The 24,033-nt window shown below is 68.9% G+C and carries 24 protein-coding genes and 1 pseudogene; 13 read left to right on the top strand and 12 right to left on the bottom strand.

The genetic code is table 11. The features are described 5' to 3' along the window. The first annotated feature begins 109 nt into the window (after window positions 1-109). Window positions 110-1,132: an AEC family transporter gene (locus ACWV14_RS28530; protein ID WP_454904991.1), complete on the top strand. Its 1,023-nt coding sequence runs from the start codon at window positions 110-112 to the stop codon at window positions 1,130-1,132. A gap of 19 nt (window positions 1,133-1,151) precedes the next feature. Here ACWV14_RS28530 and ACWV14_RS28525 read toward each other — a convergent pair whose 3' ends face one another. Continuing rightward, window positions 1,152-1,844 carry a hypothetical protein gene (locus ACWV14_RS28525; protein WP_454904989.1) on the bottom strand — a complete coding sequence of 231 codons (693 nt, stop codon included), beginning with the start codon at window positions 1,842-1,844 and terminating at the stop codon, window positions 1,152-1,154. 271 nt (window positions 1,845-2,115) lie between these two features. Here ACWV14_RS28525 and ACWV14_RS28520 point away from each other — a divergent pair, with 271 nt between their 5' ends. Further along, on the top strand, window positions 2,116-2,325 hold the full coding sequence (locus ACWV14_RS28520) for a hypothetical protein (protein WP_081268301.1): 210 nt from the start codon (window positions 2,116-2,118) through the stop codon (window positions 2,323-2,325). Window positions 2,326-2,342: 17 nt separating this feature from the next. On the opposite strand, the gene ACWV14_RS28515 is transcribed toward ACWV14_RS28520, so the two are convergent. The 3 genes from ACWV14_RS28515 to hemE all read right to left on the bottom strand — a co-directional run bounded on the left by ACWV14_RS28515 (window position 2,343) and on the right by hemE (window position 6,984). Next, the gene (locus ACWV14_RS28515) at window positions 2,343-3,257 is read right to left on the bottom strand and encodes a hypothetical protein (RefSeq protein ID WP_454904987.1); all 915 of its coding nucleotides are present in this window, start codon (window positions 3,255-3,257) and stop codon (window positions 2,343-2,345) included. Window positions 3,258-3,306: 49 nt separating this feature from the next. After that, a complete protein-coding gene (gene priA / locus ACWV14_RS28510) occupies window positions 3,307-5,418 on the bottom strand; it encodes a replication restart helicase PriA (protein ID WP_454906103.1) in 2,112 nt (703 codons plus the stop codon). 456 nt (window positions 5,419-5,874) lie between these two features. Further along, window positions 5,875-6,984, bottom strand: coding sequence for a uroporphyrinogen decarboxylase (gene hemE, locus ACWV14_RS28505; RefSeq protein ID WP_454904986.1), 1,110 nt, complete (start codon window positions 6,982-6,984; stop codon window positions 5,875-5,877). A 126-nt stretch (window positions 6,985-7,110) separates the two neighbouring features. Here hemE and ACWV14_RS28500 point away from each other — a divergent pair. The 10 genes and pseudogenes from ACWV14_RS28500 to ACWV14_RS28455 form a co-directional block, all read left to right on the top strand. Then, window positions 7,111-8,703, top strand: a pseudogene (locus ACWV14_RS28500) (GMC family oxidoreductase); the annotation flags it as partial. A gap of 79 nt (window positions 8,704-8,782) precedes the next feature. Beyond that, window positions 8,783-9,592 (top strand): SDR family NAD(P)-dependent oxidoreductase, encoded by an 810-nt coding sequence (locus ACWV14_RS28495; RefSeq protein ID WP_454904984.1) that lies wholly within the window; start codon window positions 8,783-8,785, stop codon window positions 9,590-9,592. A gap of 10 nt (window positions 9,593-9,602) precedes the next feature. After that, window positions 9,603-10,403, top strand: a complete 801-nt coding sequence (locus ACWV14_RS28490) for a MoaF C-terminal domain-containing protein (RefSeq protein ID WP_454904982.1) — start codon at window positions 9,603-9,605, stop codon at window positions 10,401-10,403. Window positions 10,404-10,443: 40 nt separating this feature from the next. Beyond that, a complete protein-coding gene (locus ACWV14_RS28485; protein WP_454904980.1) occupies window positions 10,444-10,833 on the top strand; it encodes a nuclear transport factor 2 family protein in 390 nt (129 codons plus the stop codon). A 49-nt stretch (window positions 10,834-10,882) separates the two neighbouring features. Continuing rightward, window positions 10,883-12,385 (top strand): aldehyde dehydrogenase family protein, encoded by a 1,503-nt coding sequence (locus ACWV14_RS28480; protein WP_454904978.1) that lies wholly within the window; start codon window positions 10,883-10,885, stop codon window positions 12,383-12,385. Window positions 12,386-12,423: 38 nt separating this feature from the next. Beyond that, window positions 12,424-13,692 (top strand): ABC transporter substrate-binding protein, encoded by a 1,269-nt coding sequence (locus ACWV14_RS28475; protein WP_454904976.1) that lies wholly within the window; start codon window positions 12,424-12,426, stop codon window positions 13,690-13,692. A 12-nt stretch (window positions 13,693-13,704) separates the two neighbouring features. Then, window positions 13,705-14,574 (top strand): branched-chain amino acid ABC transporter permease, encoded by an 870-nt coding sequence (locus tag ACWV14_RS28470; protein ID WP_422088436.1) that lies wholly within the window; start codon window positions 13,705-13,707, stop codon window positions 14,572-14,574. After that, window positions 14,571-15,644, top strand: coding sequence for a branched-chain amino acid ABC transporter permease (locus tag ACWV14_RS28465; RefSeq protein WP_454904974.1), 1,074 nt, complete (start codon window positions 14,571-14,573; stop codon window positions 15,642-15,644). Before ACWV14_RS28470 ends, ACWV14_RS28465 begins: the two co-directional genes overlap by 4 nt. Beyond that, the gene (locus ACWV14_RS28460; RefSeq protein ID WP_454904972.1) at window positions 15,641-16,348 is read left to right on the top strand and encodes an ABC transporter ATP-binding protein; all 708 of its coding nucleotides are present in this window, start codon (window positions 15,641-15,643) and stop codon (window positions 16,346-16,348) included. The genes ACWV14_RS28465 and ACWV14_RS28460 overlap by 4 nt, the downstream gene beginning before the upstream one ends. 7 nt (window positions 16,349-16,355) lie before the next feature. Then, window positions 16,356-17,063: an ABC transporter ATP-binding protein gene (locus tag ACWV14_RS28455; protein WP_454904971.1), complete on the top strand. Its 708-nt coding sequence runs from the start codon at window positions 16,356-16,358 to the stop codon at window positions 17,061-17,063. A 20-nt stretch (window positions 17,064-17,083) separates the two neighbouring features. Here ACWV14_RS28455 and ACWV14_RS28450 read toward each other — a convergent pair whose 3' ends face one another. From ACWV14_RS28450 to ACWV14_RS28420, 7 genes are all read right to left on the bottom strand, one after another. Then, window positions 17,084-17,386: a hypothetical protein gene (locus ACWV14_RS28450; RefSeq protein WP_454904969.1), complete on the bottom strand. Its 303-nt coding sequence runs from the start codon at window positions 17,384-17,386 to the stop codon at window positions 17,084-17,086. Window positions 17,387-17,554: 168 nt separating this feature from the next. Then, window positions 17,555-17,992: a type II 3-dehydroquinate dehydratase gene (gene aroQ, locus ACWV14_RS28445; RefSeq protein WP_454904967.1), complete on the bottom strand. Its 438-nt coding sequence runs from the start codon at window positions 17,990-17,992 to the stop codon at window positions 17,555-17,557. Window positions 17,993-18,014: 22 nt separating this feature from the next. Beyond that, window positions 18,015-18,836 carry a shikimate dehydrogenase gene (gene aroE / locus ACWV14_RS28440; RefSeq protein ID WP_454904965.1) on the bottom strand — a complete coding sequence of 274 codons (822 nt, stop codon included), beginning with the start codon at window positions 18,834-18,836 and terminating at the stop codon, window positions 18,015-18,017. A gap of 10 nt (window positions 18,837-18,846) precedes the next feature. Next, window positions 18,847-20,076 (bottom strand): CaiB/BaiF CoA transferase family protein, encoded by a 1,230-nt coding sequence (locus ACWV14_RS28435; RefSeq protein WP_454904963.1) that lies wholly within the window; start codon window positions 20,074-20,076, stop codon window positions 18,847-18,849. Next, on the bottom strand, window positions 20,073-20,525 hold the full coding sequence (locus tag ACWV14_RS28430) for a MaoC family dehydratase (RefSeq protein ID WP_258355227.1): 453 nt from the start codon (window positions 20,523-20,525) through the stop codon (window positions 20,073-20,075). Before ACWV14_RS28430 ends, ACWV14_RS28435 begins: the two co-directional genes overlap by 4 nt. Window positions 20,526-20,566: 41 nt before the next feature. Continuing rightward, the gene (locus ACWV14_RS28425; RefSeq protein ID WP_422088428.1) at window positions 20,567-20,950 is read right to left on the bottom strand and encodes a VOC family protein; all 384 of its coding nucleotides are present in this window, start codon (window positions 20,948-20,950) and stop codon (window positions 20,567-20,569) included. Then, window positions 20,947-21,876, bottom strand: a complete 930-nt coding sequence (locus ACWV14_RS28420) for a ketopantoate reductase family protein (RefSeq protein WP_454904960.1) — start codon at window positions 21,874-21,876, stop codon at window positions 20,947-20,949. Before ACWV14_RS28420 ends, ACWV14_RS28425 begins: the two co-directional genes overlap by 4 nt. A gap of 102 nt (window positions 21,877-21,978) precedes the next feature. Between ACWV14_RS28420 and ACWV14_RS28415 the strand changes: the two genes are divergently transcribed. After that, window positions 21,979-22,944, top strand: a complete 966-nt coding sequence (locus tag ACWV14_RS28415) for a LysR family transcriptional regulator (protein ID WP_422088426.1) — start codon at window positions 21,979-21,981, stop codon at window positions 22,942-22,944. Here ACWV14_RS28415 and ACWV14_RS28410 read toward each other — a convergent pair. After that, window positions 22,941-23,924, bottom strand: a complete 984-nt coding sequence (locus ACWV14_RS28410; protein WP_454904958.1) for an AraC-like ligand-binding domain-containing protein — start codon at window positions 23,922-23,924, stop codon at window positions 22,941-22,943. The genes ACWV14_RS28415 and ACWV14_RS28410 overlap by 4 nt on opposite strands. Between the last annotated feature and the right edge of the window lie 109 nt (window positions 23,925-24,033).

Genomic DNA, 24,033 nt, shown 5'->3' with positions numbered 1-24,033 from the left:
GGAGAGAAAAAGCCGGAAAACGCCCTGGGGAAGGGCGTGCGCAAAGCGGGCAATGATACGGGGACGGCCTTTCCCGGGGTTGTAGGCCGGCGCCCCCGACAATGGGCCTGTGCTGCCTGTATTTCTTGTTACTTTCCCTTTCTTCGCGTTAATCGCCGCCGGCTACGGCGCCGCGCGCGCCCGCATCCTGCCGCTGGACGCGATTCCCGGCCTGAACGCCTTCGTGCTGTATTTCGCGTTGCCCTGCATGCTGCTGCGCTTCGGCGCGGGCACGCCCATCGGGCAACTGCTGGACGGCAGCGTGGCGCTGGTTTGGGGCCTTGGGGCGCTGGCCGTGGTGGCGGGCGTGGTGATGTTCACGCGCAACGCCCGCGTCGGCTGGAACGACGGCGCATTCGGCGCGCTGGTGGCGGCATTCCCGAACACCGGCTTCATGGGCGTGCCGCTGCTGGTGGCGATCCTGGGGGCGCAGGCGGCGGGGCCGATGATCATCGCGATCGCGTTCGACATGGTCGTCACCTCGTCGCTGTGCATCGGGCTGTCGCGGCTCGACGGGTTGGGGGCGGGCGCGGCCGGCGGCGGCGCGGCGCAGGCCGCGCGCAAGGCGCTGCGCGGCATCCTGGTCAACCCGATGCCCTGGTCGATCCTGCTGGGCGTGCTGCTGTCGGCCGCGCGCTGGCAACTGCCGGGGCCGCTGGAGCGCACCGTGGCGATGCTGGCCGATGCCGCGTCTCCGGTGGCGCTGTTCACCATCGGCGCGGTGCTGGCCCGCTCGGCGCTGCTGGCGCGCGAGCACGACGCCAGCGCGGCGGTGGCCGAGGCGCTGGGTACCGGCGTGCAGCCAGCGCCCAAGGCGCCGTGGGGCGATGTGCTGCCCGTGGTGGTCGTGAAACTGCTGGTGCACCCGCTGCTGATCTGGGGGCTGGGGCTGGGCGCCATCGCGCTGGGGCTGCCGCTCGCGCCCGCCGCGCTGGTTGTGATGGTGCTGGTGGCGTCATTGCCGAGCGCAAGCAATGTGTCGATGCTGGCCGAGCGCTTCGGCGCCGACAACGGCCGCATCGCCCGCATCATCCTGTGGACGACGGTGGTGGCGTTCTTCAGCTTTCCGCTGGCGGTCGGCCTGCTGCACTGAGCCGTCGGGGCGGCGATGGCTATGGCGTCAGCACGCCGAGCTTGTAGGGGTCGGCATCGGGCAGGCGCTCGCACTTCGAGAAGTCGCGGCCCTGCGTGCCGTCGCAGTAATAGGTGTTGTAGATGCGGCCGAACAGCGACGGGCTGGCCGTGAAGAGCACGCCGTGCTCGGGCTGCCAGTTGTCCTTGGGAGGCGGTACGTTGGCCTCAACCGGCGCGGCCGGTGCCTCGGCGGTAGTCGTCGCCACTGTCGTGGTCACGACGGCGGCCGTGACGGGGGTGGGGGCGGGCGTGAAGTCGGCCAGGGTCTTGTGGGCTTCGTCGCCGCGCCAGCGCACCGCGAGTTCGGCCGCCGTGGGCCGCACCGCCACCGGCAGCATGATGCCGTTGACCTGCAGGCCGTAGCCGAAACGATGTGTCTTGCCCGCCAGGAAGGCATAGGCGCAGGCTGCCATGCACTGGCCCCGCACCTCGGTCTGCACGCCGCTGGCGCGGATGGCGTCGGCAAAGGCGCCGGCCGCCTCGGCGGTGCCGCCGAACGAGTCTTCGAAGACCACCGTGCGGACCGTGCCGCTGCCCAGGCGTTCGTTGAATTCCTTGATTGCGCTGCCGTCGAGCGTGCCCGACACCACCAGCCGGTTGCCCTGCAATTCCAGTTCGGCAGCGGATGCCGTGGCTGCGCCGACGGCGCAGGCGAGGGACGCCAGGGACAAAACCCAACCAGAGACAGATGGCGGTTTCACGTCGACCCCCTTGCAATGAGCGAGCAAATTTTGAACGCGTATTCCGCGCGGAGTTCGCGCGTTTACTCTGTAACAGCTTGAGCAGCGGCACGGCTTCCCGTCAATCTTTTTTTCACAAATTTTCGGGTAAGCCAGGGGGTGGCCGTAAGGCATAGCGGCGTCTACTGCTTCAGTTGAATGCTTGAGTTTGCAAAACGGCTGCTACAGTGGTTGCAAGTCAAAGATGTGAATGGGGCGCGCTATGGCAATACTGGTTCGCATCCTGTTGTGGTTCGTCTGGCTCGCCAGCGTCGGCTGGTTCTGGCATGCCGGCAAGTTCGGCACGGCCACCGCCATCGCCCTCGCCGCGCTGAGCCTGGTGGTGTTCGCCTGGCCCGTGAGCATCGCGCGTCGCCGGCACGACGAACTGCGCTACGTCGACATGGGCAAGGAGCCCACGGGCTACCACTGAAAATCGCGGTTTCTGGTTCAGGACGCCGCGCGCAGGCGTTCGAACTCGCGGCGCTTCATCGCCAGGTAGTCGTCGCGGTCCATTTCGTGCAGCTGCTGAGCGTATTGCTCGGTCGCATCGAACCATGCGCCCAGGCGCTGTTCGAGCTGCGTCGGCGCCGGGGCGTCCAGGTAGCTGTCGATCGCCAGGTAATAGCGCATGGTGTTGCGCTCCACCACGCCGCGCACGCCGCCGATGTAGGCGCCGCCCTGGCCCTGCTTCGTGAAGCCCACCTTGTCGCTGCCCAGCGTGGCCAGGTAGCTCTTCATCGCAAAGCGCGCTGCGGTGCCGTAGGCATATGCATAGCTCAGGTGGATGGCGGTCTTGCCGTTGTCGGCCGGCGCGGCCTCCAGAACGATGCTGTAGTCGTGCGTGGAAAGCGGACCTTCGGCCGCGCTCAGGCGCACGTTCAGGTAGCCGGCGTCGGTCTTGGCGAGGCTGTAGTCGAAGTCGATCTTCTGTGTGTCCGACAGCGGCTGGTCGAACTTGCGTCCGACGGCCAGCTCGAGCTGGCTGCCCCCGTTCTTCACGGCGCAGCTCTTGGTGTTGAGGTGCAGCATCAGCACCTGGCACCACGCAGCGGGCGTGCGCAGCGCGCCGCTCACGCTGTTGAAGGGATGGTCGACCAGCGCATAGACGTCGCCGCTCAGCCGGTCGGAAGCCTCGTTCGATTCGATGGCCAGCGGGCGCTTGAAGGCGTTGCGCGCCAACTGCGGCGCCAACGCCTGCAGCTTGCCGCGCAATGCGCTCGCGTCGCCGGCCGGCGCGGCCGTTTGCGCTGGAACCATTGCGGGAGCCAGCGACAGTGCCATCGCCAGCAGCACGGGCAGCAGCGGAAGGCGGCGGGCCGTGTTCGTCATGTTCATGATCCAGTGGGCGGAATGGGTGTTCATGACAGGCACCTTGGCGGCGCGAGCCGGCCGGCCTTGCAGGACAAATCGCTCAGATGCTGTGCGGATCCACGTCGACCAGCCAGCGGATCACGCCTTTTCCCTCGGGCGTGCGGCGCAGTTCGTGCAGCAGCGGCTGCCAGGCCGCCAGCAGCTTCTGCAGCGCCGCGCGCGAGGGGCTCTCGATCAGCATCTGCGCGCGTTCCACGTTGGCCACGCGCTGGATGGTGAGCGGCACCGCCGGATAGCGCGTGACCAGGTCCGCGCCCGGCAGCGCCTCGGCCTGCTCGGCGGCGATGTTCAGGAAGGCCTGCGCCACCGACTGCTCGCGCGCATCGGCCCGCAGCAGTGCCTGGAACGCGAACGGCGGCATGCCGGCGGCGCGGCGCTCGTCGAGCTGCTGTTGGGCGAACACCGCGTAGTCGTGCCTGCGCAGCGCCATGAACAGCGGGTGATGCGCATGGTGCGTCTGGATCCACATCTCGGCCGTCGCGCCCTGCGCGGCAAGGTAGGCGGCGTCGCGGCCCGCGCGGCCGGCCGACTGCATCAGCAGGCTGAACAGCCGCTCGGGCGCGCGGAAGTCGCTGGAGAACAGCGCGCCGTCGGGGTTCACCGCGGCCACCAGCGTGATGCGTCGGAAGTCGTGGCCCTTGGCGATCATCTGCGTGCCGACCAGCACGTCGACCTCGCCCGAATGCACCGCAGCCAGCTGCGATTCGAGAGCGCCCTGCTTCTTGGTGCTGTCGGCGTCGATGCGCGCAATCCTCACGGGACCGGGCACCGCACTGCCGTCGGGCCGCTTCACGGTGGCGAACAGTTCGGCCAGGTGCTCTTCGAGCCGCTCGGTGCCGCGGCCCACGGGCGCGATGTCGGGGTTGCCGCAGGCCGGGCAGGCGCGCGGCACGCGTTCGGTGAAGCCGCAGTGGTGGCAGCGCAGCGTGCGGTCGATCTTGTGGAACACCCGGTAGGCGCTGCAGTGCGGGCATTCGCTCTTCCAGCCGCAGTCGCCGCAGGCCAGCACCGGCGCATAGCCGCGCCGGTTCAGGAAGATCATGCTCTGCTCGCCGCGCGCGATGCGCTGGCCGATGGCGTCGAGCAGCGCGCCCGAAATCACCGTTTTCGGCGGCTGCAGGTTCATGTCGACCAGCCGCACCGCGGGCAGCTCGCCGGCGCCGATGCGCGAGGGCATGGCCAGCCGCACATAGCGCCCGCCCGGGTCGTCGCCCTCGGCGGGGCGGCTCTGGTGCCAGCTCTCGAACGATGGCGTGGCCGAGCCGAGGATCACCTTCGCGCCTTCGCGCTGGCCGCGCCACACCGCGAGGTCGCGCGCCGAGTAGCGCGCGCCTTCCTGCTGCTTGTAGCTGGGGTCGTGTTCCTCGTCGACCACGATCAGCTTGAGCCCCGGAATCGACGCGAACACCGCCATGCGCGTGCCCAGCACGATGCGCGCCGCGCCGCTGTGCGCCGCCAGCCAGCTCGCCAGCCGCTGCGGGTTGGTCATGCCGCTGTGCAGCGACACCACCGCCTCTTCGCCGAAGCGGGCCTTGAAGCGGGCTTCGAGCTGCGGCGTGAGGTTGATCTCGGGCACCATCACCAGCGCCTGCGCTTCGGGCTCGCGCGCCAGCAGGTCGGCCACGCAGCGCAGGTAGACCTCGGTCTTGCCGCTGCCGGTGCTGCCGACCAGCAGGAAGGTGCCGCTCGCGGCCTCGATGCGCTCGAGCGCGGCGGTCTGCTCGGCGCTCAGCGCGATCAGGTTCGCCGATTCGGCCGTCTCGGCCACCGGCCCGGCCGTGGTCTTGCGCTTGAGCCGGCGCGCCAGCTGCGTCGTCGTCAGGTCGCGCAGCTGCGGCGGCAGCGCGGCCAGCGCGATCTCGCCGATCGAGCGCTGGTAGTAGCGCGCTGCAAAGGCCACGAGGTCGCGCCAGGCCTCGCCCAGCGGCGCCAGCGCGTCGAGCGCCGCGCCCACGGGCTTGAGCGCCATGTCGGGCTCGGCGCCTTCCAGCGAGACCGGCTCGTTCCAGACCACGCCCAGCACCTCGCGCTTGCCCAGCGGCACGCGCACCAGCGTGCCGGGCGGCATCGGCTCGGCGCTGGCGTAGCTCAGCAGGTCGCCCAGCGCGGCATGCGCGGGCGTCTGCACCGCTACGTCGAGCCGCCAGGGCAGGGCCGGGGGGCTACCGTTCGTCGGTTGGCTTGTCCCGTCGAGGGGGAGGGCGGCGGTGGCGATTGGGGTTCCTTCTTGGCAAGGTTTGTTAATGCGGCTTTGAGCAAATCCGCTTAAGTCGTTGATTTTTCTGGGCTTTGGGGGCCATCCAGAGTTTCTGTGGATAACTTTGTTGACAAGCGGGCTCGTTACGTCGGCGAGCCTTGAAAATCAAGGCTCTCGCTGGATTGCCCGGAAAAAAAGCAAAAACCAAATCCTATATAAATCAACGACTTAGCGTCGCTATCGCTTTGGGAGCAAACAAGGTGCGCCCCCGGACAATCTTGCGCAGTGCAGCACGGGTTTTGTGCATAAGTCAGACCCATATGCCGTTTTTGCGCTTGACAAACGGCTGCGGACCGACTTTTCGGGTGCCGGGCGTCTGCACCGGCACGCTCCCGGTTGATAACTGCCTTGTTAACCGCGCATGGCGCGCGAGTGGGCATGCACTGCCTTCACCAGCGCCGCCACATGCTCCGGCGGCGTGAACTGGCTGATGCCGTGGCCCAGGTTGAAGATGTGCGTCGGGCCCTGGACGGTGCGGTCGGCGTGGGGCTTGCCGAAGGCATCCAGCACCTTCGCCACCTCGGCTTCGATTTGCGCGGGCGGCGCGAACAGCACGTTCGGGTCGATGTTGCCCTGCAGCGCCTTGGCCTTGCCGTCCGTGCCCTCGGCGACCTGCTTTCGGGCCGAGGCCAGGTTCACGGTCCAGTCCACGCCCAGCACCTGGCAGTCGAGCTCGCGCATGGCGTCCAGCCACAGCCCGCCGCCCTTGGTGAACACGATGCGCGGCACCGGCTGTCCGTCGGCGCCGTTGCGCTTCAGGCCGGCCAGCACGCGGGCCGTGTAGGCAAGGCTGAATTCCTGGAACGCGCCGTCGGCCAGCACGCCGCCCCAGCTGTCGAACACCATCACGGCCTGCGCGCCGGCGTCGATCTGGGCGTTGAGGTAGGCGGCCACCGAATCGGCATTGACCGCGAGGATGCGGTGCATCAGGTCGGGGCGGCTGTACAGCATGCTCTTCACGAGGCGGTAGTCGCTGGAGCCCGCGCCTTCCACCATGTAGCAGGCCAGCGTCCACGGGCTGCCCGAGAAGCCGATCAGCGGCACTCGACCATCGAGCGCCTTGCGGATCGAGCCCACCGCGTCGAACACGTAGCGCAGCTTTTCCATGTCGGGCACTTCGAGCGCGGCCACCGCCGCTTCGTCGCGCACCGGGCGCGCGAAGCGCGGGCCTTCGCCGGCCTCGAAGGACAGGCCCAGGCCCATGGCGTCGGGCACCGTCAGGATGTCGGAGAAAAGAATGGCCGCGTCGAGTTCATAGCGCGCAAGCGGCTGCAGCGTGACCTCCGTGGCGTAGTCGGTGTTGGTGGCCAGCCCCATGAAGCTGCCCGCCTTTGCGCGGGTGGCCACGTATTCCGGCAGGTAGCGGCCGGCCTGGCGCATCAGCCAGACGGGTGTGTGATCGGTGGCCTGGCGCCAGCAGGCCCGCAGGAATGTGTCGTTTTGCAGTGGGGCGAAAGGCATTCCCCCATTGTCGCAGGCACCCCGGCATTGACCGACAGCGCATTTTGAGTTGCACCAACCCGCCCCGGTGATCCACGGCGCGCCGCAGCGCCGAGCATCCGGGCGGAACAACAACTCCGGACGAACATGGCGCAACAGGTTTTCGATTTCGTGGTGGTGGGAGCCGGCTCCGCCGGCTGCGTGCTGGCGCACCGGCTGGTGCTGGCGGGGCGCAGCGTGCTGCTGCTGGAGGCCGGCCCGCCCGACAACGACCGCTTCATCCACATGCCCGCCACCTTCGTGCGCGTGATCGGCACCGAGCGCACCTGGGCCTACGAGAGCGAGCCGCAACCCGCGGCCGGCGGCCGCAGGATGTTCGTGCCGCAGGGCCGCACGCTGGGCGGCGGCAGCTCGGTCAACGCCATGGTCTACATCCGGGGCACGCCGGCCGACTACGACGGCTGGCAGGCACAGGGCTGCGAAGGCTGGGGCTGGAGCGATGTGCTGCCGTGGTTCCGCAAGGCCGAGTCGAACGCGCGCTTCGCCTGCAGCCTGCACGGCACCCACGGGCCGCTGAAAGTGAGCGACACGCGCTTCCGGCACCCGCTGAGCCTGGCCTTCCTGCGCGCCGCGCAGCAAAGCGGCCTGGCCTACAACGACGACTTCAACGGCGCCGAGCAGGCCGGCGTGGGCTTCTACCAGACGACCACCTTCGAGGGCCGGCGCGCGAGCACCGCGGCCACCTACCTGGCTGCCGTGCGGGGCAACCCGAAGCTCACGGTGGTCACCGGCGCCCATGTGATGCGCGTGCTGACGCAGGACGGCGCCGCCACCGGCGTGGTCTACCGCACCGGCCCCGGCGGCACCGGCGAAGACATCGTGGCCACGGCAAGCCAGGAAGTGATCCTCTCGGCCGGCGCGCTGGCTTCGCCCAAGCTGCTGATGCTGTCGGGCATCGGCCGCGGCGCGCAGCTGCAGGCGCTCGGCATTCCCGTGGCGCGTGACCTGCCCGGCGTGGGCGAGAACTTCCAGGACCACCTGGAGGTGTCGGTCTACGGCCGCACGCGCGAGCCGATCAGCCTGCTGGGCAACGACCGCGGCCTGGCCGCGCTGAAGCACGGCCTGCAATGGACGCTCTTCAACACCGGCCTGCTCACCTCCAACGTGGTCGAGAGCGGCGGCTTCGTCGACACCACCGGCGAAGGCCGGCCCGACCTGCAGTTCCACGTGTTGCCGGTGCTGGTGGGCGACGTCGACCGCGAGCCGCTGGCCGGCCACGGCATCTCCATCAACCCCTGCTTTCTGCGGCCCAGGTCGCGCGGCAGCGTGCGGCTGCGCAGCGCCGACCCGATGGCACCGATCCTGTTCGACGGCGGCTACCTGCAGGCGCCGGAAGACGTCGCCACGCTGGTGCGCGGCGTGAAGCTGGCGCGCCGCATCCTGCGCGCGCCGGCGCTGCGCGAGCTGGTGTCCGAAGAGCTCGCGCCATCCGCCGCCGAAGACCTGGCCGACGACGCCATCGAGGCCTACGTGCGCCAGCGCGCCAAGACCGTCTACCACCCGAGCGGCACCTGCCGCATGGGCCGCGATGAATTGGCCGTGGTCGATGCGCGCATGCGCGTGCACGGCGTGGCCAGGCTGCGCGTGTGCGACGCCTCGGTCATGCCATCGCTGGTCAGCGGCAACACCAACGCACCCACCGTGATGCTGGCCGAGCGCTGCGCCGACTTCGCGCTGTCGGGCAATTAACTCTGCGCCTTCGGTCAATCGCCGATGCACGCCGAAACCTAGAGTCGATCCCGACAAGGAGACAGAACGAATGAGCTTCACGAAAGATTCCATGGCCGGCAAGGTCGCGTTCATCACGGGCGGCGGCACCGGCATCGGTGCGGCGGTCGCCGCGCAGTTCGCCGCGGCGGGCGGCCGTGTCGTGCTGATGGGGCGGCGCCTTGCGCAGCTCGAAGCCGTCGCCTCGAAGCTCGATGGCCTCGCGGTGGCCGGCGACGCCGCCAGCACCGAAGACGTGCGCCGGGCACTGGCCCAGGCACGCGAGAAGTTCGGCCGTGTCGACGTGCTCGTCGCCAACGCGGGCGGCCACGGCGTGGGCGATGCGCTCTCCACCGACGACGCCTCGTGGGCGCTCTCGACGCGCCTGAACCTCGACACCGCCTTCGTCTGCGCACGCGAACTGCTGCCGGAGCTGATCGAGCGGCGCGGCAACATCGTCGTGCTGTCTTCCCTCGCAGGCCACTTCGCAGGACCGGGCGTGGTCGGCTACGTGACGATGAAGCATGCGCTCATTGGCCTGGTGCGTTCGCTGGCGCGCGACTACGGCCGCCAGGGCGTGCGCGTGAATGCCGTGTGCCCCGGCTGGGTGCGCACCGAGATGGCCGACGAACAGATGCAGGTGCTCGTCGACAAGTACCGCCTGGCCGATGCCGATGCGGCCTACGGCCTGGTCACGCGCGATGTGCCCATGGGCCGCGCCGCCAGCCCCGAGGACGTGGCGAATGCCGTGATGTTCCTCGCCTCGCCGCTGGCCGCGATGGTCACCGGCAGCTCGCTGATGGTCGATGGCGGCGCCTGCGCCGTGGACCTTCCCACCATCGCCTTCGCGCACGACGCCTGAGGAAGACGCCATGAGCACAGACACCACCAGGCCTGCCGACTGGAAGACCTACGACCAGTTCGCACTCGGCATCGCCACCAACCGCCTGCCGCCCACCGACGCGCTTGCGGGCCGGACGCTGGTGCTGGCCCTGCCCGAGTTCCGCCTGACGTTGAAGCCGCGCACGCAGCACACGATCGACTGGCAGGAAGAGGGCGCACGCGGCGGGCAGGCACAGGGCGACTGGTACGAGGCCATCGAGGTCGCGCCAGACACCTTCTTCCTCGACATCACGCAGGCCAGCCGGCCCACCGAGGCACTGACCGTGGTGCTCAACACGCGCACGCGCCGCGTGCTCGCCATCCGCTGCCGCATCGTCGGTGCCGAGGAAGCGGCTGGCCAGCCGCGCGTGCCGCAAGACTTCCGGGCCGGCACGCTCGAAGGCGGCGATGCCACCGGCCTTGTTCCGCACGCCACGCGCGACCTCATCGGCCTGCGCACCTGGCAGACCTACAGCCCCAACCACACCTACGAGCACACCTACCTGAGCTCGGAGCGCTACGCTTGGCAGTGCCTGGTCGGCGTGCAGCGCGGCCACGGCGACGTCGACCTGGCGAGCTACTGGAAGTTCGACGACGAGCAGTACGTCTTCACCTTCCGCGAGTTCCTGATTCCGGTGGCGTCGGTGTTCTTCTTCGACTTTGCGCGCGGCCGCTCGACCGGCAAGTTCCTCGGCGTCACCGGCGCCGGCGAAGTCGCCAACAACCCCGCGGGCGCCTTCATGCGCAAGGCCTCGCAGACCTTCTATCCACCCGAGTTCGGGCCGGTCTGATCTTTCCCTTTTTCGCTGTCACGCCCAGGAGCCTTGATTCATGCGCACGCCCCACCAGATCGTTGCCGATCACTACGCCGCTTCCGACCGGCAAGACCTCGATGCCATGTTCGCCGACGTGGCCGACGACGTGCAGTGGACCGAGATGGCCGGCTTTCCCTGTGCCGGCACGCACGTCGGCCCGGCGCAGGTGATCGAGAAGGTCTTCAAGGCGCTGGGCGCCGAGTGGGAGGGCTACCGCTTCGTGCTGGAGCGGCTGGTCGACGGCGGCGACACCGTGGTCGGCATCGGCGACTACCACGGCCGCAACCGCGCCACCGGCAAGGCCATGCACGCGCGCGTCACCCATGTGTGGCAGGTGCAAGGCGGCAAGGTGCGGCGCTTCGAGCAGTTCACCGACACCCTGCTCGTGGCGCGTGCCATGCAGTGACAGCACTTTCTTCTTTCTCTTCTTCAACGCATCGCCCCGGAGCCTCTTCATGAATCTGCGAGACCTGTCGATCGAACACCTCGGCCAGGTGGGCCTGCTGGCGCAGCGCCGGCGTGGCAACCACATCGACGGCCGCGAGGCGCCCCCCGCCGGCGGCAGCTACCTGCCGGTGGTCGACCCCGCTACCGAGATGACCGTGGCCGAGGCGCCCGACAGCGATGCGGCTGACGTGAACACCGCCGTCGCCAGCGCGCGCCGCACCTTCGAGAGCGCCGCATGGAAATCGCTGCGCCCTGCCGACCGCGAGCGCATGCTCTACACGCTGTCGACGCTGATCGAATCGCACGCCGATGAACTCAGTGCACTCGAGACGCTGCAAAGCGGCAAGCTGCGCGGCATCGCGCGCATGGTCGATGTGGGCGCAGGCGCCGAGTTCGTGCGCTACATGGCGGGCTGGGCCACCAAGCTCGAAGGCCAGACGCTGGACAACTCCATCGGCATTCCGGGTCCGCAGTGGGTGACCTACACGCGGCGCGAACCGGTTGGCGTGGTGGGGGCCATCGTGCCTTGGAACTTTCCGCTGGCCATCGCGCTGTGGAAGGTCGCGCCCGCGCTTGCGGCAGGCTGCACCGTGGTGCTCAAGCCTTCGGAGGAAACACCGCTCACCGCGCTGCGGCTGGCCGAACTGGCCATCGAGGCGGGCTTTCCGCCGGGTGCGCTCAACGTGGTGTGCGGACGCGGCGCCACGGCCGGCGCCGCGCTCGCTGCGCATCCGGACATCCGCAAGATCAGCTTCACCGGATCGACCGGCGTGGGCCGGCAGATCGGCCATGCGGCCGTCGACAACATGGCGCGCTTCACGCTGGAGCTGGGCGGCAAGTCGCCGCTGATCGTGCTCGACGACGCCGACCCGGCGGCAGCGGCGCAAGGTGCGGCCAATGGCATCTTCTTCCACCAGGGGCAGGTGTGCACCGCGGGCTCGCGCGTGTATGTGCAGCGCGGCATCTTCGACAAGGTAGTGGCGCAACTGGCGCAGGCGGCCGAGGGGCTGCACATCGGCTCGGGCTTCGATCCGCAGGCGCAGTTCGGCCCGCTCGTCTCCAGGCGCCACATGGACCGAGTGATGGCGCACATCGACGGTGCGGTGGCCGAGGGCGCGACGCTGGTCACCGGCGGCGGCCGGGCCTTCGATGGCGGCTGCTTCGTGAAGCCCACCGTGTTCGTCGACGCAAAGCCTTCGATGCGCATCGTGCGCGAGGAGGTGTTCGGCCCGGTCGCGACCGTCGTTCCCTTCGACGACGTGGAAGACGCGATCCGCATGGCCAACGACAGCGCCTACGGCCTGGCCGCCAGCGTGTGGTCCAACAGCCTCTCGGCCGTGCACCGCATCGTGCCGCGCCTGCAGGCGGGCGTGGTCTGGGTCAACTCGCACAACGTGCTCGACAACGCACTGCCGCTGGGCGGCGTGAAGCAGTCGGGCTACGGGCGCGACCTGGGGCGCGCGGCGCTCGAGAGCTTCACCGAGCTCAAGAGCGTGTGCATGGCGGTGTAGCAGCCGGGTTCCGGTCACAAGAAAAGGAGACATCCATCATGAAGAAGATCCAGAAGAAGATTGCGCTGTCCTTCGCGGTCGGCGCCATGGGTATCGCGGGCGCGGGCAGTGCATGGGCACAGTCGGGCCCCGACTGCGGCCTCAACACCGGCAAGCCCGCGACGGGCGAGCCCATTCCCATCGGCGCGGTGGTCGGCAAGACCGGCCCCGACGACTTCAGCGCCTCGGGCCAGGCGGCGGCCGCGTACTTCAAGTGCGTGAACGCCAACGGCGGCATCAACGGCCGCCCGGTCGACTACATCGTGGTCGACGACCAGTGGAACCCGGAGACCGCCGCGCAGGTCGCCTCCAAGCTCGTGAAGGACCGCAAGGTGGTCGCGCTCGCGGGCAGCACCAGCTTCGTGGAGTGCGGCGCCAACGCCAAGATGTACGCCGATGAGGGCGTGATGGTCATCGCCGGCACCGGCGTGCCGCGCGAGTGCTTCAACGCGCGCAACTACGTGCCGGTGAATGCGGGGCCGCGCGTGTCGGCCACCATCGCCGCCATGTACGCCGCGCAGAAGTACAAGGCCAGGAAAATGGTCTGCATCATTCCGAACATCCCCAGCCTGGGCAACTGGGCCTGCGAAGGGCCGAAGGAGTGGGGCAGGAAGAACGGCGTGGAGGTCGAGACCATCGCCATCGACCCCGGCTCGGCCGACGCCACCTCCACCATGCTGCAGGCCGCCGCGAAGAAGCCCGACACCATCATCATGAACGTGCCCAAGGGCATCCTGGTGCCTATGCTGGCGGCCGCCGAGCAGCAGAACATCGGCAGGAAGATCCACTTCGTGTCGGCCGCGCCGGCCTACAACACCGACGTGCCCAAGGCCATCGGCCCCTACTGGACGGGCAACTTCGACGTCAACCTCGAATTCAACCCGCTCGAATCTGCCGGCCCCGACAACAAGAACTGGCTCGCGGTAATGGACAGGTACGGCGCGAAGAGCGATCCGCGCGACACCTTCTCGCAAGGCGGCTACGTGGCGGCGCGCATCGTGACGCAGGCGCTGCTGAAGATGGACCCGAAGAAGATCGACCGCGCCGGCGTGACCGATGCGCTGCGCAAGGTGAGCGACTTCAGGAGCGACATCCTCTGCAAGCCCTTCTACGTGGGCAACGGCAACCGCCACAACGCCAACAACAGCGGCCCGGTCGCCAGCCCCGACGGCAACGGCTGGCGCTTCGCCCCCGGCGGCTGCCTGACGGCGGACGACCCGGAGCTGGTCGACATCCGCGCCGACGAGCAGAAGATGGGCTTGAAGTAGGCGCGCCCGGCCATGGACGACTACTTGCCTTTCGTCATCTCGGGCCTGGGCCTGGGCGCGGTGTATGCGCTTTCCGGCGTGGGGCTGGTGGTGCTCTACCGCTCTTCGGGCGTGCTGAACTTCGCCTTCGGTGCCATCGGCGCGATCGGTGCCTACGTGGCCTGGTCGATGCTGGAAGCGGACTGGCCGCAGGCGCTGGCGTGGTCCGCCGCAATCGTCACGTCGATGCTGCTGTCGCTGGCCTACGGACGGCTGCTGGCGCCGCGGCTCTCGCACCGCGACCCGACCATCCGCAGCATCGCGACGCTGGGCTTCGCACTGGTGGTGGTCGGCTTCACCGAGTGGTACTGGGGCGAGCAGCCGCGCCGGCTGGTGCTGCCGACCGACGCGGGCGCCATCGACTTCGTGCTGGGCGAAGTCGAGGTGCGGCTTACCCACACCCGTGCGTTGGGGCTCGCGCTGGCCGTGCTGATGATGGGCGGCGTGGGCCTGCTGCTGTCGAAGACGCGCGTGGGCCTGAAGATGCGCGCGCTGGCCAATGACCGCGACCTGAGCGCGCTGCTCGGCATCCGCGTGCTGGGCGTCGACACGGTGGCCTGGGTGCTCAGCGGCGCCTTCGCCGGTGTGTGCGGGCTGCTGCTTGCCAACATCGTGCGGCTGCAGGCCACGCTGCTGACCTTCCTGGTGATTCCGGCCTTTGCCGCCGCCATCATCGGCCGCCTGCACTCGCTGCCGGCCACTGTGGCGGGCGGCATCGCCATCGGCGTGCTGGAGGCGCTGGCGATCACGGTGCCGGGCTTCGCGGCGTTCCGCACGGCCACGCCGTTCCTCATCGCGCTGGCGATGATCGTGTTCTATCGCACCGGGACGCGGCAGGCATGAGCGCTTCTTCGACCATCGTCGGAGCCGTGCCGGCGCACGACGTGCAGGGGCCACCGGCTTCGCTCGCGCAAGCAGCGCGCCGCGCGCGCATCTCGCTGGCGGTGATGGTGGGCTGCGTGCTGCTCATCGGGCTCGTCGTGCCGTGGCTGGCCAATGCCTACTGGATCAAGACGCTCACTTCATCGCTCGCGCTGTCGATCGCGGCGGCCGGCGTGGCGCTGCTCTACGGGCAGCTCGGGCTGGTGTCGCTGTGCCAGTACGCGCTGCTCGGCGCCGGCGGCTGGATCGCCTTGCGCGCGGGGCACGGACTGGGCTGGCCCTTCGAGCTGTCGGTGCTCGCGGGCGGGCTGCTGTCGTGCGTGGTGGGCATGCTGGCGGGGCTGCCGGCGCTGCGGCTCAAGGGGCTGTACCTGGCGCTCGTCACGATGATGATGGCGGGCGGCTTCCAGGTGCTTATCAACGTCACGGGTTTTCCCGACGGCGGCGCGGGATGGCTGGGCCGGGTGTTCGGCAGCGAGCGGCTGATGATGCCCAGGCCCGCGCTGGCGCTGTCCGACGCGGCGTACTTCCGCTACGTGGCGGTGTGGCTGGCGGCGGTGCTGGCGCTGATCGAACTGCACCGGCGCACGCGCGCCGGGCGCTCGTGGGCGCTGATCCGGCGCGGCGAGGCGGCGGCCGTGGCGGCCGGCGTGAACATCCTGCGCTACCAGACCTGGGCCTTCGGCCTCGCGGGCTTCTGCGCCGGCGTGGCGGGCGCATTGCTTGCTGGTGGCGTGGGGCAGCTCGACGGACGCGCCTTCACCGCCGGCGACTCGGTGATGCTGTTCGCGCTCACGGTGGTGGGCGGGGTCTACAACTGGGCGGGCGCACTGATTGCCGGCCTGCTGCTTCGCGCGGTGCCGGCGCTGCTGACGGACTTCGGGGTGAATGGCTATCTGGCGATGATCTTCTTCGGCGTGGCGCTGCTGCATGCCCTCATCACCGCGCCGAGCGGCATCGCGGGGCAACTGGTCGGCGCCTTCGCCGCAGTGCGCCGGCGGCTGTCTGGCGGCAAGGATGCCGCGCCATGATCCGCATCAGCGATCTCACCGTCGCCTTCGGCGGCGTCAAGGCCATCGACGCGCTGAGCGCCGAGCTCGATGCGCCGGTGTGCGGCCTCATCGGCCCCAACGGCGCGGGCAAGACCACGCTGGTCAACGTGCTCAGCGGCCTCGTGCTGCCGCGCAGTGGCTCCGTTGCAGTGGACGGCGCCGACCTGCTGGGCCTGAAGCCCGTCGAGCGCGTGCGCTTCGGCCTGCGCCGGTCGTTCCAGACCGAGCAGGTGGTGGAAGACTTGAGCGTGTGGGACAACGTGCGCGCCCTGCTCGACCATGTGCCGCATGCGCGCGGCGATGCGGTGGCGCAGGTCACGCGCGCGCTGGCGCACACCGGCCTGCTCGATGCGGCCACGGTGGCGGGCCATCGGCTCAACCTGTTCCAGCGCCGCATGCTGGAGATCGCGAAGTCGCTGGTCGGCGCGCCCAAGCTGCTCCTGCTCGACGAACCCGGCGCGGGCCTCACCGAACAGGAGGCCGGCACGCTGCGCCGCGTGATCGGCTCGGTGCACGCTTTCTGCGGCGCGCAGGTGCTGCTGATCGACCACGATGTCGACCTGATCGCGGCCACCTGCACGCAGACCCTGGTGCTCGATTTCGGCCGCCGCCTCGCGCTCGGCCCGACGCGCCAGTTACTCGACGACCCGGCCGTGCGCAAGGCCTACCTCGGAACGGAGTGACAAGCACATGCTGAGCGTGAACGATCTGCGCCTGCAACGCGGCGGCAAGGCTGTACTGCACGGCATCGACCTGCAGGTGCCGCCCGGCGAAGTGACGGCGCTGCTGGGGGCGAACGGCGCGGGCAAGTCCAGCACGGTGATGGCCATCGGCGGCGTGCTGCCGCTCGCGGGCGGACGCATCGAGGTCGAGGGCCATGCGCTGCACGGCCGGCGGCCCGAGCGCGTGCGTGCGCTCGGCGTGGCGGTGGTGCCCGAGGGCCACCGCGTGCTGGGCGATCTCTCGGTGCTCGACAACCTGCGCGCCGCCGCCACGGCGTTGCCCGCTGCGCGCGTGGCCGATGCGGTGGAGCAGGCGCTCGTGGTGTTTCCGGAATTGCGCGTGAAGCTCGCGCTGCCCGCGCGTTCGCTCTCGGGCGGCCAGAAGCAGATGGTCTGCATCGCGCAGGCGCTGATCGGCAGGCCGCGCTACCTGGCCATCGACGAACTCTCGCTGGGGCTCGCGCCCACGGTGGTCAAGCGGCTGGTGGAGGTGGTGCAGCAGGTCGCGCGCGAAGGCGTGGGCGTGCTGCTGATCGAACAGTTCACCACGGTGGCGCTCGCGGTGTCGAGCCGCGCCTATGTGCTGGAGCGTGGCCGCATGGCCTTCGCGGGCTCGTCGGAAGAACTGCGCAGCCGGCCGGAGATACTGCACAGCAGCTATCTCGCGGCGGCTTGAAGAACGCCTGCCGGCGCGGCTTACTTTGGCGTGGCGCCTGGCTTGGGCACGCTGTGCGGCTTGGCCTCGCGCGCCTCGGCGCGGGCTTCGCCGGCTTTTTCCGTCTTGCTGGGCGTCGGCACGGCGGAGCCTTCGCCGCGCGCGGTGCCGCCGTCCTTGATGCGCACCGCACCAGGCTGCCTGTTGTTCTTCTTCGCTTCCGCGGCGGCCTGCGGCTTGCTGTCGAAGTCGGCTTCGGCTTCCGCGCTGTGGGCGTGCGGTTGCTGCGCGAAGGCGGTGGAGAAGAAGGCGAGGGTGCCCAGGGCGATCAGGGTGCGTTTCACGAGGAGTTCCTTTCTGTGGAGTTGGTGGAACCGACTCTAGAAAGGCTGCCTGCGCGGCAGACCGACACCGGAATTACGCTTTCGTCATGCGCGTATCCCGGAACATCGGGATTGCGCTGGCGCTTTGCGCTTCGGGTCCCCCGCTTTGCCCGCCAACAACTCGCTGGTTCAGCCTCGCGCCGCCGTCACCGCCGCGCGCAGGCCGAGCAGGTAGCTGTCCACGCCAAAGCCGCAGATCTGTCCTTTCACGATCTCGGCGAACACCGAGTGATGGCGAAACGTCTCGCGCGCATGGATGTTCGACATGTGCAGCTCGACGACCGGCACGGTGAGGATCGCCAGCGCATCGCGAATGCCGTAGCTGTAGTGCGTCCAGGCACCGGCGTTGATGAGCACCGCGTCCACGCCCTCGGTGAAGCCGCGGTGGATGCGCTCGCACATCGCGCCTTCGCAATTGGTCTGGAAGCTCTCGACCTCGGTGCCGAGCTCCTTGCCGAGTGCCTGCAATTGCGCGTCGATCTCGGCCAGCGTCACCGTGCCGTATTGCTTCGGGTCGCGCTTGCCGAACATGTTGTGGTTGATGCCGTGCAGCATGAGGATCTTCATGGGGCGTCTCCAGGTCGCCGGGTCAGGCCAGGGGAATGGTCATGCGGTCGATGAGGCTGCGCGTGTCGGGCCGCACGCCGCGCCACCACAGGAAGGCCTCCGCCGCCTGTTCCACGAGCATGCCGACGCCGTCGGCCAGCTTCGGCACGCCGGCGTTCTGCGCCAGCCGCAGGAAGGGCGTCAGGCCCTTGCCGTAGGCGAGCTCGTAGGCCAGCCTCGCACCCTGCAGCGCCTGCGCGGGCAGGGGCGGCAATTCGGCCCTGAGGCTCGCGGAGGTGCCGTTGATGACGATGTCGAATCGCTCGCCTGCCAGATCGCCGTAGCCGCAGCCTTGCACGCGGCCATGCCCGGAAAACTGTTTGGCGAGGTTGACGGCCTTGGCCTGCGTACGGTTCGCCAGCACCACCACGGCCGGTTGTTGCGCGAGAAACGGCTGCAGTGCGCCACGCACCGCGCCGCCCGCGCCGAGCACCAGCATGCGCGCGCCCTCGAGCGGAAAGCCGAGGTTGCGCTGGATGTCGTTGGTCAGGCCCACGCCGTCGAAGTTGTCGGCAAGGATGCGCTCGCCATCGAACTTGAGCGCATTGGTGGCGCCGGCGAGCTCGGCGCGTTCGAGCCGTTCGGTGGCCAGTGCATAGGCCTGCAGCTTGAACGGGGCGGTGATGTTCATTCCGCGTCCGCCCGCCGTGCGGAATGCGTGCACGTCGTCGGCGAAGCGCTCCAGCGAGCCTTCTATCGCGCTGTAGTCGATGTCCTGGCCGGTCGCCTGCGCGAAGCTGCCGTGGATCATCGGCGACTTGGTGTGTCCTATCGGGTTGCCGATCACGGCGTACTTGTCGGTCATGGCTGTTTCCTTACTTGCTGTAGAGCACGCCGTCGGCCTGCATGTCGGCGATCTGCGCGGCGTCGAAGCCGAGGCTCGCCGCGATTTCCGCGTTGTGCTCGCCCAGTTCGGGCGCCACCTGCGTGATCGAGGTATCGCAGCCCGACATGTGGAAGGGCAGGTTCGGCAGGCGGATCTTTCCGAGCACCGGATGCTCCTGCTCGATCACCATGCCGCGCGCATGGATCTGCGGATCGGCCAGCACTTCGTCGATGCGCTGAACCTTGGCGGCAGGCACGTCGATGCCGTCCAGCATCTTCAGCACCTGCGCGACCGGCCGCGCCGCCACCCACGGTTTCACCACATCGAGGATCCCGGCGCGATGGGCATTGCGCCCGGCCGAAGCGTGCAGCCGCGTGTCGCTGCCGAAGCCCGCGGGGCCGCCGTTCTGCTCGACCAGCGCGGCAAAGCGCTTCCAGGCGTCGTCCACCTGCGCGGCGATCACGAGGTCTCCGTCCTGCGCGCGGAACACGCCGTAGAGCGTGGAATTGGGCATGTCGTGCCCGGTCTTCACCGGCACCTCCTGGCCATTGGAGAGCGTGTAGCACTGCACCGCGTACTCGTGCATGGACACCAGCGTGTCGTACAGCGCCATGTCGATGTGCTGCCCGCGGCCGGACTTCACCCGTCCCAGCAGCGCGGCGTTGATTGCGGCGACGGCATGGATGCCGGTGTACATGTCGCCCAGCGAGATGCGCAGCAGCGGCGGTGCTTCGCCCGGGTTGCCGACCATCTGCATGATGCCGCTCTTGGCTTCCGCGATGAGGCCGAAGCCGGCGCGGTGCGAGTCGGGGCCGGTGTGGCCGTAGGCCGAGATCGAGCAGTACACCAGGCCGGGGTTGGTCTCGGCGAGTTCGGCATAGCCCAGGCCCAGCTTGTCGAGTGCACCGGGGCGGTAGTTCTCGACGAACACGTCGGCGCTGTCGACCAGCTTCTTCATCAGTGCCCGGCCGCGTGGGTCCTTCGTGTTCACGCTCAGGCCCTTCTTGCCCATGTTCTGCTGCAGGAAATAGCCGCTGTGGTCGCCGACGAACCACGCATGCTGACGTCCTGCATCGCCCGTGCCGGGACGCTCGACCTTGATGACTTCCGCACCGAGCGCGGCAAGGCAGCGGCCGACGTAGGGCCCGGCCAGGAAGTGGCTGTAGTCGACGACGCGGAAGCCGGCCAGCGGCAACGCTTGTTTTGGCGACGCGCTCATGCCGGCTTCCTCGGCACCATCACGCGGTGCTCGCCCTTTTGCACGACCTCGTCGCGCTGGTTGATGAGCTCGGACGGCAGCACGAGGATGCCCCAGCCCGGCTTGCTCTTCGATTCGCGCTTGCTGCCGACGTGGAACTTCACGCGCACCGTGTCGCCGAGCTTGATGGGGGCCACGAAGCTCCATTCCCAGCCGAGCGACATGCCCGGCATGAAGCGCATGTCGCTCTTCGTCTTGAGCCCGTCGGCCACCGACAGGCCGAACAGTCCGTGCGCCACGCGGGTGCCGAAGGGCGTTGTGCGCGCATAGGCTTCGTCGGTGTGAACGGGGGTGTGGTCGCCGGTGAGGTCGGCATACGCCATCACGCGAGCCTCCGTCACTTCATAGGGCGGGCTGATGCACTCCTGGCCGACGACGGCGTCGTCCCAGTACTTGTCTTCGATGGTCAAGGCGGTCATGGTGTGTGTGTCTCTGTATTGGTGACGGTTCTTCAGGCGCGGGGATCGATGGCGAGCGCGCGCGCCACGGCGCCGGCGCTGGCCTGGATGAACTCGACGGCCAAGCCGTCCGGCAGGCGCAGCCAGTTGCGGCCCTGCGGCATTTCGGTCACGCCGAAGGCACGCGCGGCGGCGAGTGCGGCCTCGAGGTCTTCGCACATCACGCCGAGATGGCCGAGGCGGCCTTCAGGCCCTGCGTAGTCCGGCTTGGCCATGAACTGCATGCCGCCGAGGGTCCAGTACTGCACCGGCTCTTCGAGCGTGCCCTGCACTTCGCGCATCGTCATGCCGCAGACGTCGTGGAAGAACTTGATGTGCCAGTGAATGTCCTTCACCCAGATGGCGACGTGCTCCACATAGGCGCGCGGCGTGCTCATTTCGCCTCCAGCCGGCGTTCGATGCCCTTGATGGCCGCCACCAGCGTCTGGTTGACCGGCGTCGGCACGTTGTGCTGGAGTCCGGCGCGCACCACCGCGCCATTGATGAAGTCGATCTCGGTGATGGAGCCCTTCTCCAGGCTCTGCAGCATCGAGGTCTTGAACTCGTAGGGCAGGCCTTCGGCGGCCATCACCCATGCATCGCGCGGCGATTTGATCGACAGCTTGACGCCGATGGCCCGCGCGACGGCCATGGCCTCGGCCACGGCGGCGATGGCCGTGGCCTCGATCTCGGGCACCCCGTAGAGGCTGCCGTACACCTGGCCCGTGATGCCGCTGAGCGCGCCGGTCGAGACGTTGATGAGCAGCTTGTCCCACATCACGCCCAGGATGTTGTCGCTGACCTCGCAAGGGAGTGCGGCGCGCTCGAACTCGGCCGCGACGGCCCTGGCGCGTTCGCTCACGCTGCCGTCGAGTTCGCCTATCACCGTGCGCTTGCCGCGCGTGCCTGCAATGACGCGGCCCGGGCCGAGCAGGACGCCGCCGACGTAGGTCTTGCCGGCCAGCACGTGCGCGCGGCCGGCGACGTCGGCCAGGATCTCCTCGTGGCCCATGCCGTTCTGCAGCGACATCAGCGCGGTGTCGGGTCCGACGATCGACAGCGCGCCTTCGATGGCCGAGCGCGTGTGGAAGGACTTGACCAGCACGATCACCAGGTCGGCCGGCGGCAGGCCCTCGACGCTGGTCGCTGCGCGCACCTTGACGCGGCGCTCCGAGTCGCCTTCCTTCATGAGGAGGCCGTCGCGCTGGATGGCGTCGACGTGCGCCTGGAACGGGTCGATGAGCGTGACGTCCGACCCGCCGGCGGCGAGCGTGCCGCCGATGGCACAGCCGAGGGCGCCAGCGCCCAGGAAATAGATTTTCATGCCTGTCTCTCGAAGGAGTGTCTCGAAGGAATGCCTTGAAGATAGGTTTGGACGAACATCTCGTCCATGACATGGGGCGAATGGTCTACATTCCGTTTTGAAATGAACGCCGACGACGACAACCTCGATGCGAGCGCGGGCCTGCTCAGCCTCAAGCTGCTGCGCCTGTTCGACCTGATCTACACCACGCAGAGCGTGACGCGCGCGGCCGACCAGCTCGGCCAGAGCCAGCCGACGGTGAGCAACTGGCTGGGCCGGCTGCGCAGGCACCTGGGCGACGAGCTGTTCGTGCGCACCGCGGCAGGCATGCAGCCGACGCCGCGCGCGGACGAACTGATCGTTCCGGCGCGCGAGGCACTGGCGGCGCTGCGCCGCGTGGCCGCGCCGCAGGAAGTGTTCGATCCGTCGAGCGCCACACGGCGCTTTCGCATCTGCATGACGGATGCCAGCCACATCACGCTGCTGCCGCAACTGCTGGCGCATGTGCGCGCGGTGGGCCCCGGCATTCGCCTGGAGGCCGCGCGCATCGACGATCAGACCGGGCAGGCGCTGCAGTCAGGCCAGGCCGACCTCGCGATCGGACTGGTGCCCTGGCTCGAATCAGGCTTCTACCAACAGGTGTTGTATCCGCAGGATTGGGTGTGCCTGGTGAATGCACGGCATCCGCGCGTCGGCTCGAAGGGCATGGGCCTGCGCGACTACAAGGCCGAGGCGCACATCGGCATCGTCGGCGGCACGGGCGTGCAACTGCTGGAGGCTGCACTGCTGCGGCACCGCGTCGAACGGCGCATCCTGCTGGAGCTGCCCGGCTTCCTGGGCCTGGCCGCCATCGTCTCGACCACCGACCTCGTGGCGACCGTGCCCCGCCAGATCGGCGAGACGCTGGCCCGCACCAACGGGCTCGCGGTGTTCGATTGCCCGGTGCCCGTGCCGCCCTTCACCGTCAAGCAGCACTGGCATGCGCGCTACAACCAGGACCCCGCGAATCGCTGGCTGCGCGGCCTGTGCGAGGGGCTCTTCGCCAGGAAGTCCAGGGCTCGCAAACAAGAGGAAGGCCGCAGAGCCTAGTGCGCAAGCATCGCTGAAGCTGCCGCGCTCCCGGTCTCGCGCCGCTGGAACTCGCGCGGCGACACGCCGTATTGCGCCTTGAACACGCGGCAGAAATGCGCGCTGCTGTTGAAGCCCCAGGCAAAGGCGATCTCCGACACCGACGTGCGACGACCGGCCGCGTTGCGCAGCGCCTCGCTGCAGCGCTCGAGCCGCATCTGCCAGATGAAGCGGTCGAGCGTCTGCTCCTCGTCCTCGAACACGCGGTGCAGGTAGCGTTTGGAGCAACGTAGCTGCTGCGCGATGAGATCGAGCGACAGGGCCGGGTCGGCGAGGTGCGTGTGCACGAACTGTTTCACGCGCGCCTTCAGCACGCCCGGCACCGGGTGCGCGCCGAACTGCTCGTCGGAGTGGGTGGCCAGCGTGGAGGCCAGCAGGCCCAGCACCGTGTCGCTGACCGAGCGGCCGACGGCGTTGGGCAGCGAGGGCAGCTGGTCGGCCAGCGAGGTGAGGAAGGAGCCGAGCACCGCGTAGAGCCCCTGCATGGCCGGCGTGTGCGCCTCGCAGGTGTGCAGGTCGGGGATCTTCATGCCCTTGAACTGCTGGCGCGGAATGGTAATGGCCAGCAGGCGCGAGCGTTCGGGGTTGGTGATGGCGTAGGGCACGCGCGGGTCGTACAGGCTCCAGTCGCCGGGGTGCAGGTGGAACTCGCGGTCGCGCTGCGAGATGTGGCCGTGGCCTTCGAGCTGCAGCACCAGCTTGTAGTGCTCGTCGAGCGCGATCTCGCTGCGCATGTCGGGCCGCGCCACGCGGTGCGAGGGCGCCTCGATCATGAACATGCCCAGCGGGCCGAGTTCGTAGGCGTCCATGCGCGCGTCGAAGGTGCCTGTGTCCAGGCACTGCACGTTCAGCGCGCCGAAGTAGCTGGTGTTGATCCGGCCCCAGCAGGCCTGCCGGTCGGCGGGGTGTTCGAGCAGCGTGCTGAAGTGGTGTGCGTTCATGCCGTGGGTTCCGTGGAGGGCGCCCGGAAGCGCTTCCGCAGGATAGGCACGCGGGGGCGCGACATCATCGGTGTTTCCACCCGGGACACCGTGGGTGCTGCGCTCCCGG

Source organism: Variovorax durovernensis, assembly GCF_977011995.1.
Note: the sequence above shows the minus strand (reverse complement) of the source record. Positions and strands in the feature narration are given on the sequence as shown.

What these genes read in the sequence shown, in the direction of transcription:
- ACWV14_RS28520 (WP_081268301.1), top strand. Translation starts at nt 2,116, where the DNA reads ATGGCAATACTGGTTCGCATCCTGTTGTGGTTCGTCTGGCTCGCCAGC.
- ACWV14_RS28515 (WP_454904987.1), bottom strand. Translation starts at nt 3,257, where the DNA reads ATGAACACCCATTCCGCCCACTGGATCATGAACATGACGAACACGGCC.
- hemE (WP_454904986.1), bottom strand. Translation starts at nt 6,984, where the DNA reads ATGCCTTTCGCCCCACTGCAAAACGACACATTCCTGCGGGCCTGCTGG.
- ACWV14_RS28495 (WP_454904984.1), top strand. Translation starts at nt 8,783, where the DNA reads ATGAGCTTCACGAAAGATTCCATGGCCGGCAAGGTCGCGTTCATCACG.
- ACWV14_RS28490 (WP_454904982.1), top strand. Translation starts at nt 9,603, where the DNA reads ATGAGCACAGACACCACCAGGCCTGCCGACTGGAAGACCTACGACCAG.
- ACWV14_RS28485 (WP_454904980.1), top strand. Translation starts at nt 10,444, where the DNA reads ATGCGCACGCCCCACCAGATCGTTGCCGATCACTACGCCGCTTCCGAC.
- ACWV14_RS28480 (WP_454904978.1), top strand. Translation starts at nt 10,883, where the DNA reads ATGAATCTGCGAGACCTGTCGATCGAACACCTCGGCCAGGTGGGCCTG.
- ACWV14_RS28475 (WP_454904976.1), top strand. Translation starts at nt 12,424, where the DNA reads ATGAAGAAGATCCAGAAGAAGATTGCGCTGTCCTTCGCGGTCGGCGCC.
- ACWV14_RS28470 (WP_422088436.1), top strand. Translation starts at nt 13,705, where the DNA reads ATGGACGACTACTTGCCTTTCGTCATCTCGGGCCTGGGCCTGGGCGCG.
- ACWV14_RS28465 (WP_454904974.1), top strand. Translation starts at nt 14,571, where the DNA reads ATGAGCGCTTCTTCGACCATCGTCGGAGCCGTGCCGGCGCACGACGTG.
- ACWV14_RS28460 (WP_454904972.1), top strand. Translation starts at nt 15,641, where the DNA reads ATGATCCGCATCAGCGATCTCACCGTCGCCTTCGGCGGCGTCAAGGCC.
- ACWV14_RS28455 (WP_454904971.1), top strand. Translation starts at nt 16,356, where the DNA reads ATGCTGAGCGTGAACGATCTGCGCCTGCAACGCGGCGGCAAGGCTGTA.
- aroQ (WP_454904967.1), bottom strand. Translation starts at nt 17,992, where the DNA reads ATGAAGATCCTCATGCTGCACGGCATCAACCACAACATGTTCGGCAAG.
- aroE (WP_454904965.1), bottom strand. Translation starts at nt 18,836, where the DNA reads ATGACCGACAAGTACGCCGTGATCGGCAACCCGATAGGACACACCAAG.
- ACWV14_RS28435 (WP_454904963.1), bottom strand. Translation starts at nt 20,076, where the DNA reads ATGAGCGCGTCGCCAAAACAAGCGTTGCCGCTGGCCGGCTTCCGCGTC.
- ACWV14_RS28425 (WP_422088428.1), bottom strand. Translation starts at nt 20,950, where the DNA reads ATGAGCACGCCGCGCGCCTATGTGGAGCACGTCGCCATCTGGGTGAAG.
- ACWV14_RS28420 (WP_454904960.1), bottom strand. Translation starts at nt 21,876, where the DNA reads ATGAAAATCTATTTCCTGGGCGCTGGCGCCCTCGGCTGTGCCATCGGC.
- ACWV14_RS28415 (WP_422088426.1), top strand. Translation starts at nt 21,979, where the DNA reads ATGAACGCCGACGACGACAACCTCGATGCGAGCGCGGGCCTGCTCAGC.
- ACWV14_RS28410 (WP_454904958.1), bottom strand. Translation starts at nt 23,924, where the DNA reads ATGAACGCACACCACTTCAGCACGCTGCTCGAACACCCCGCCGACCGG.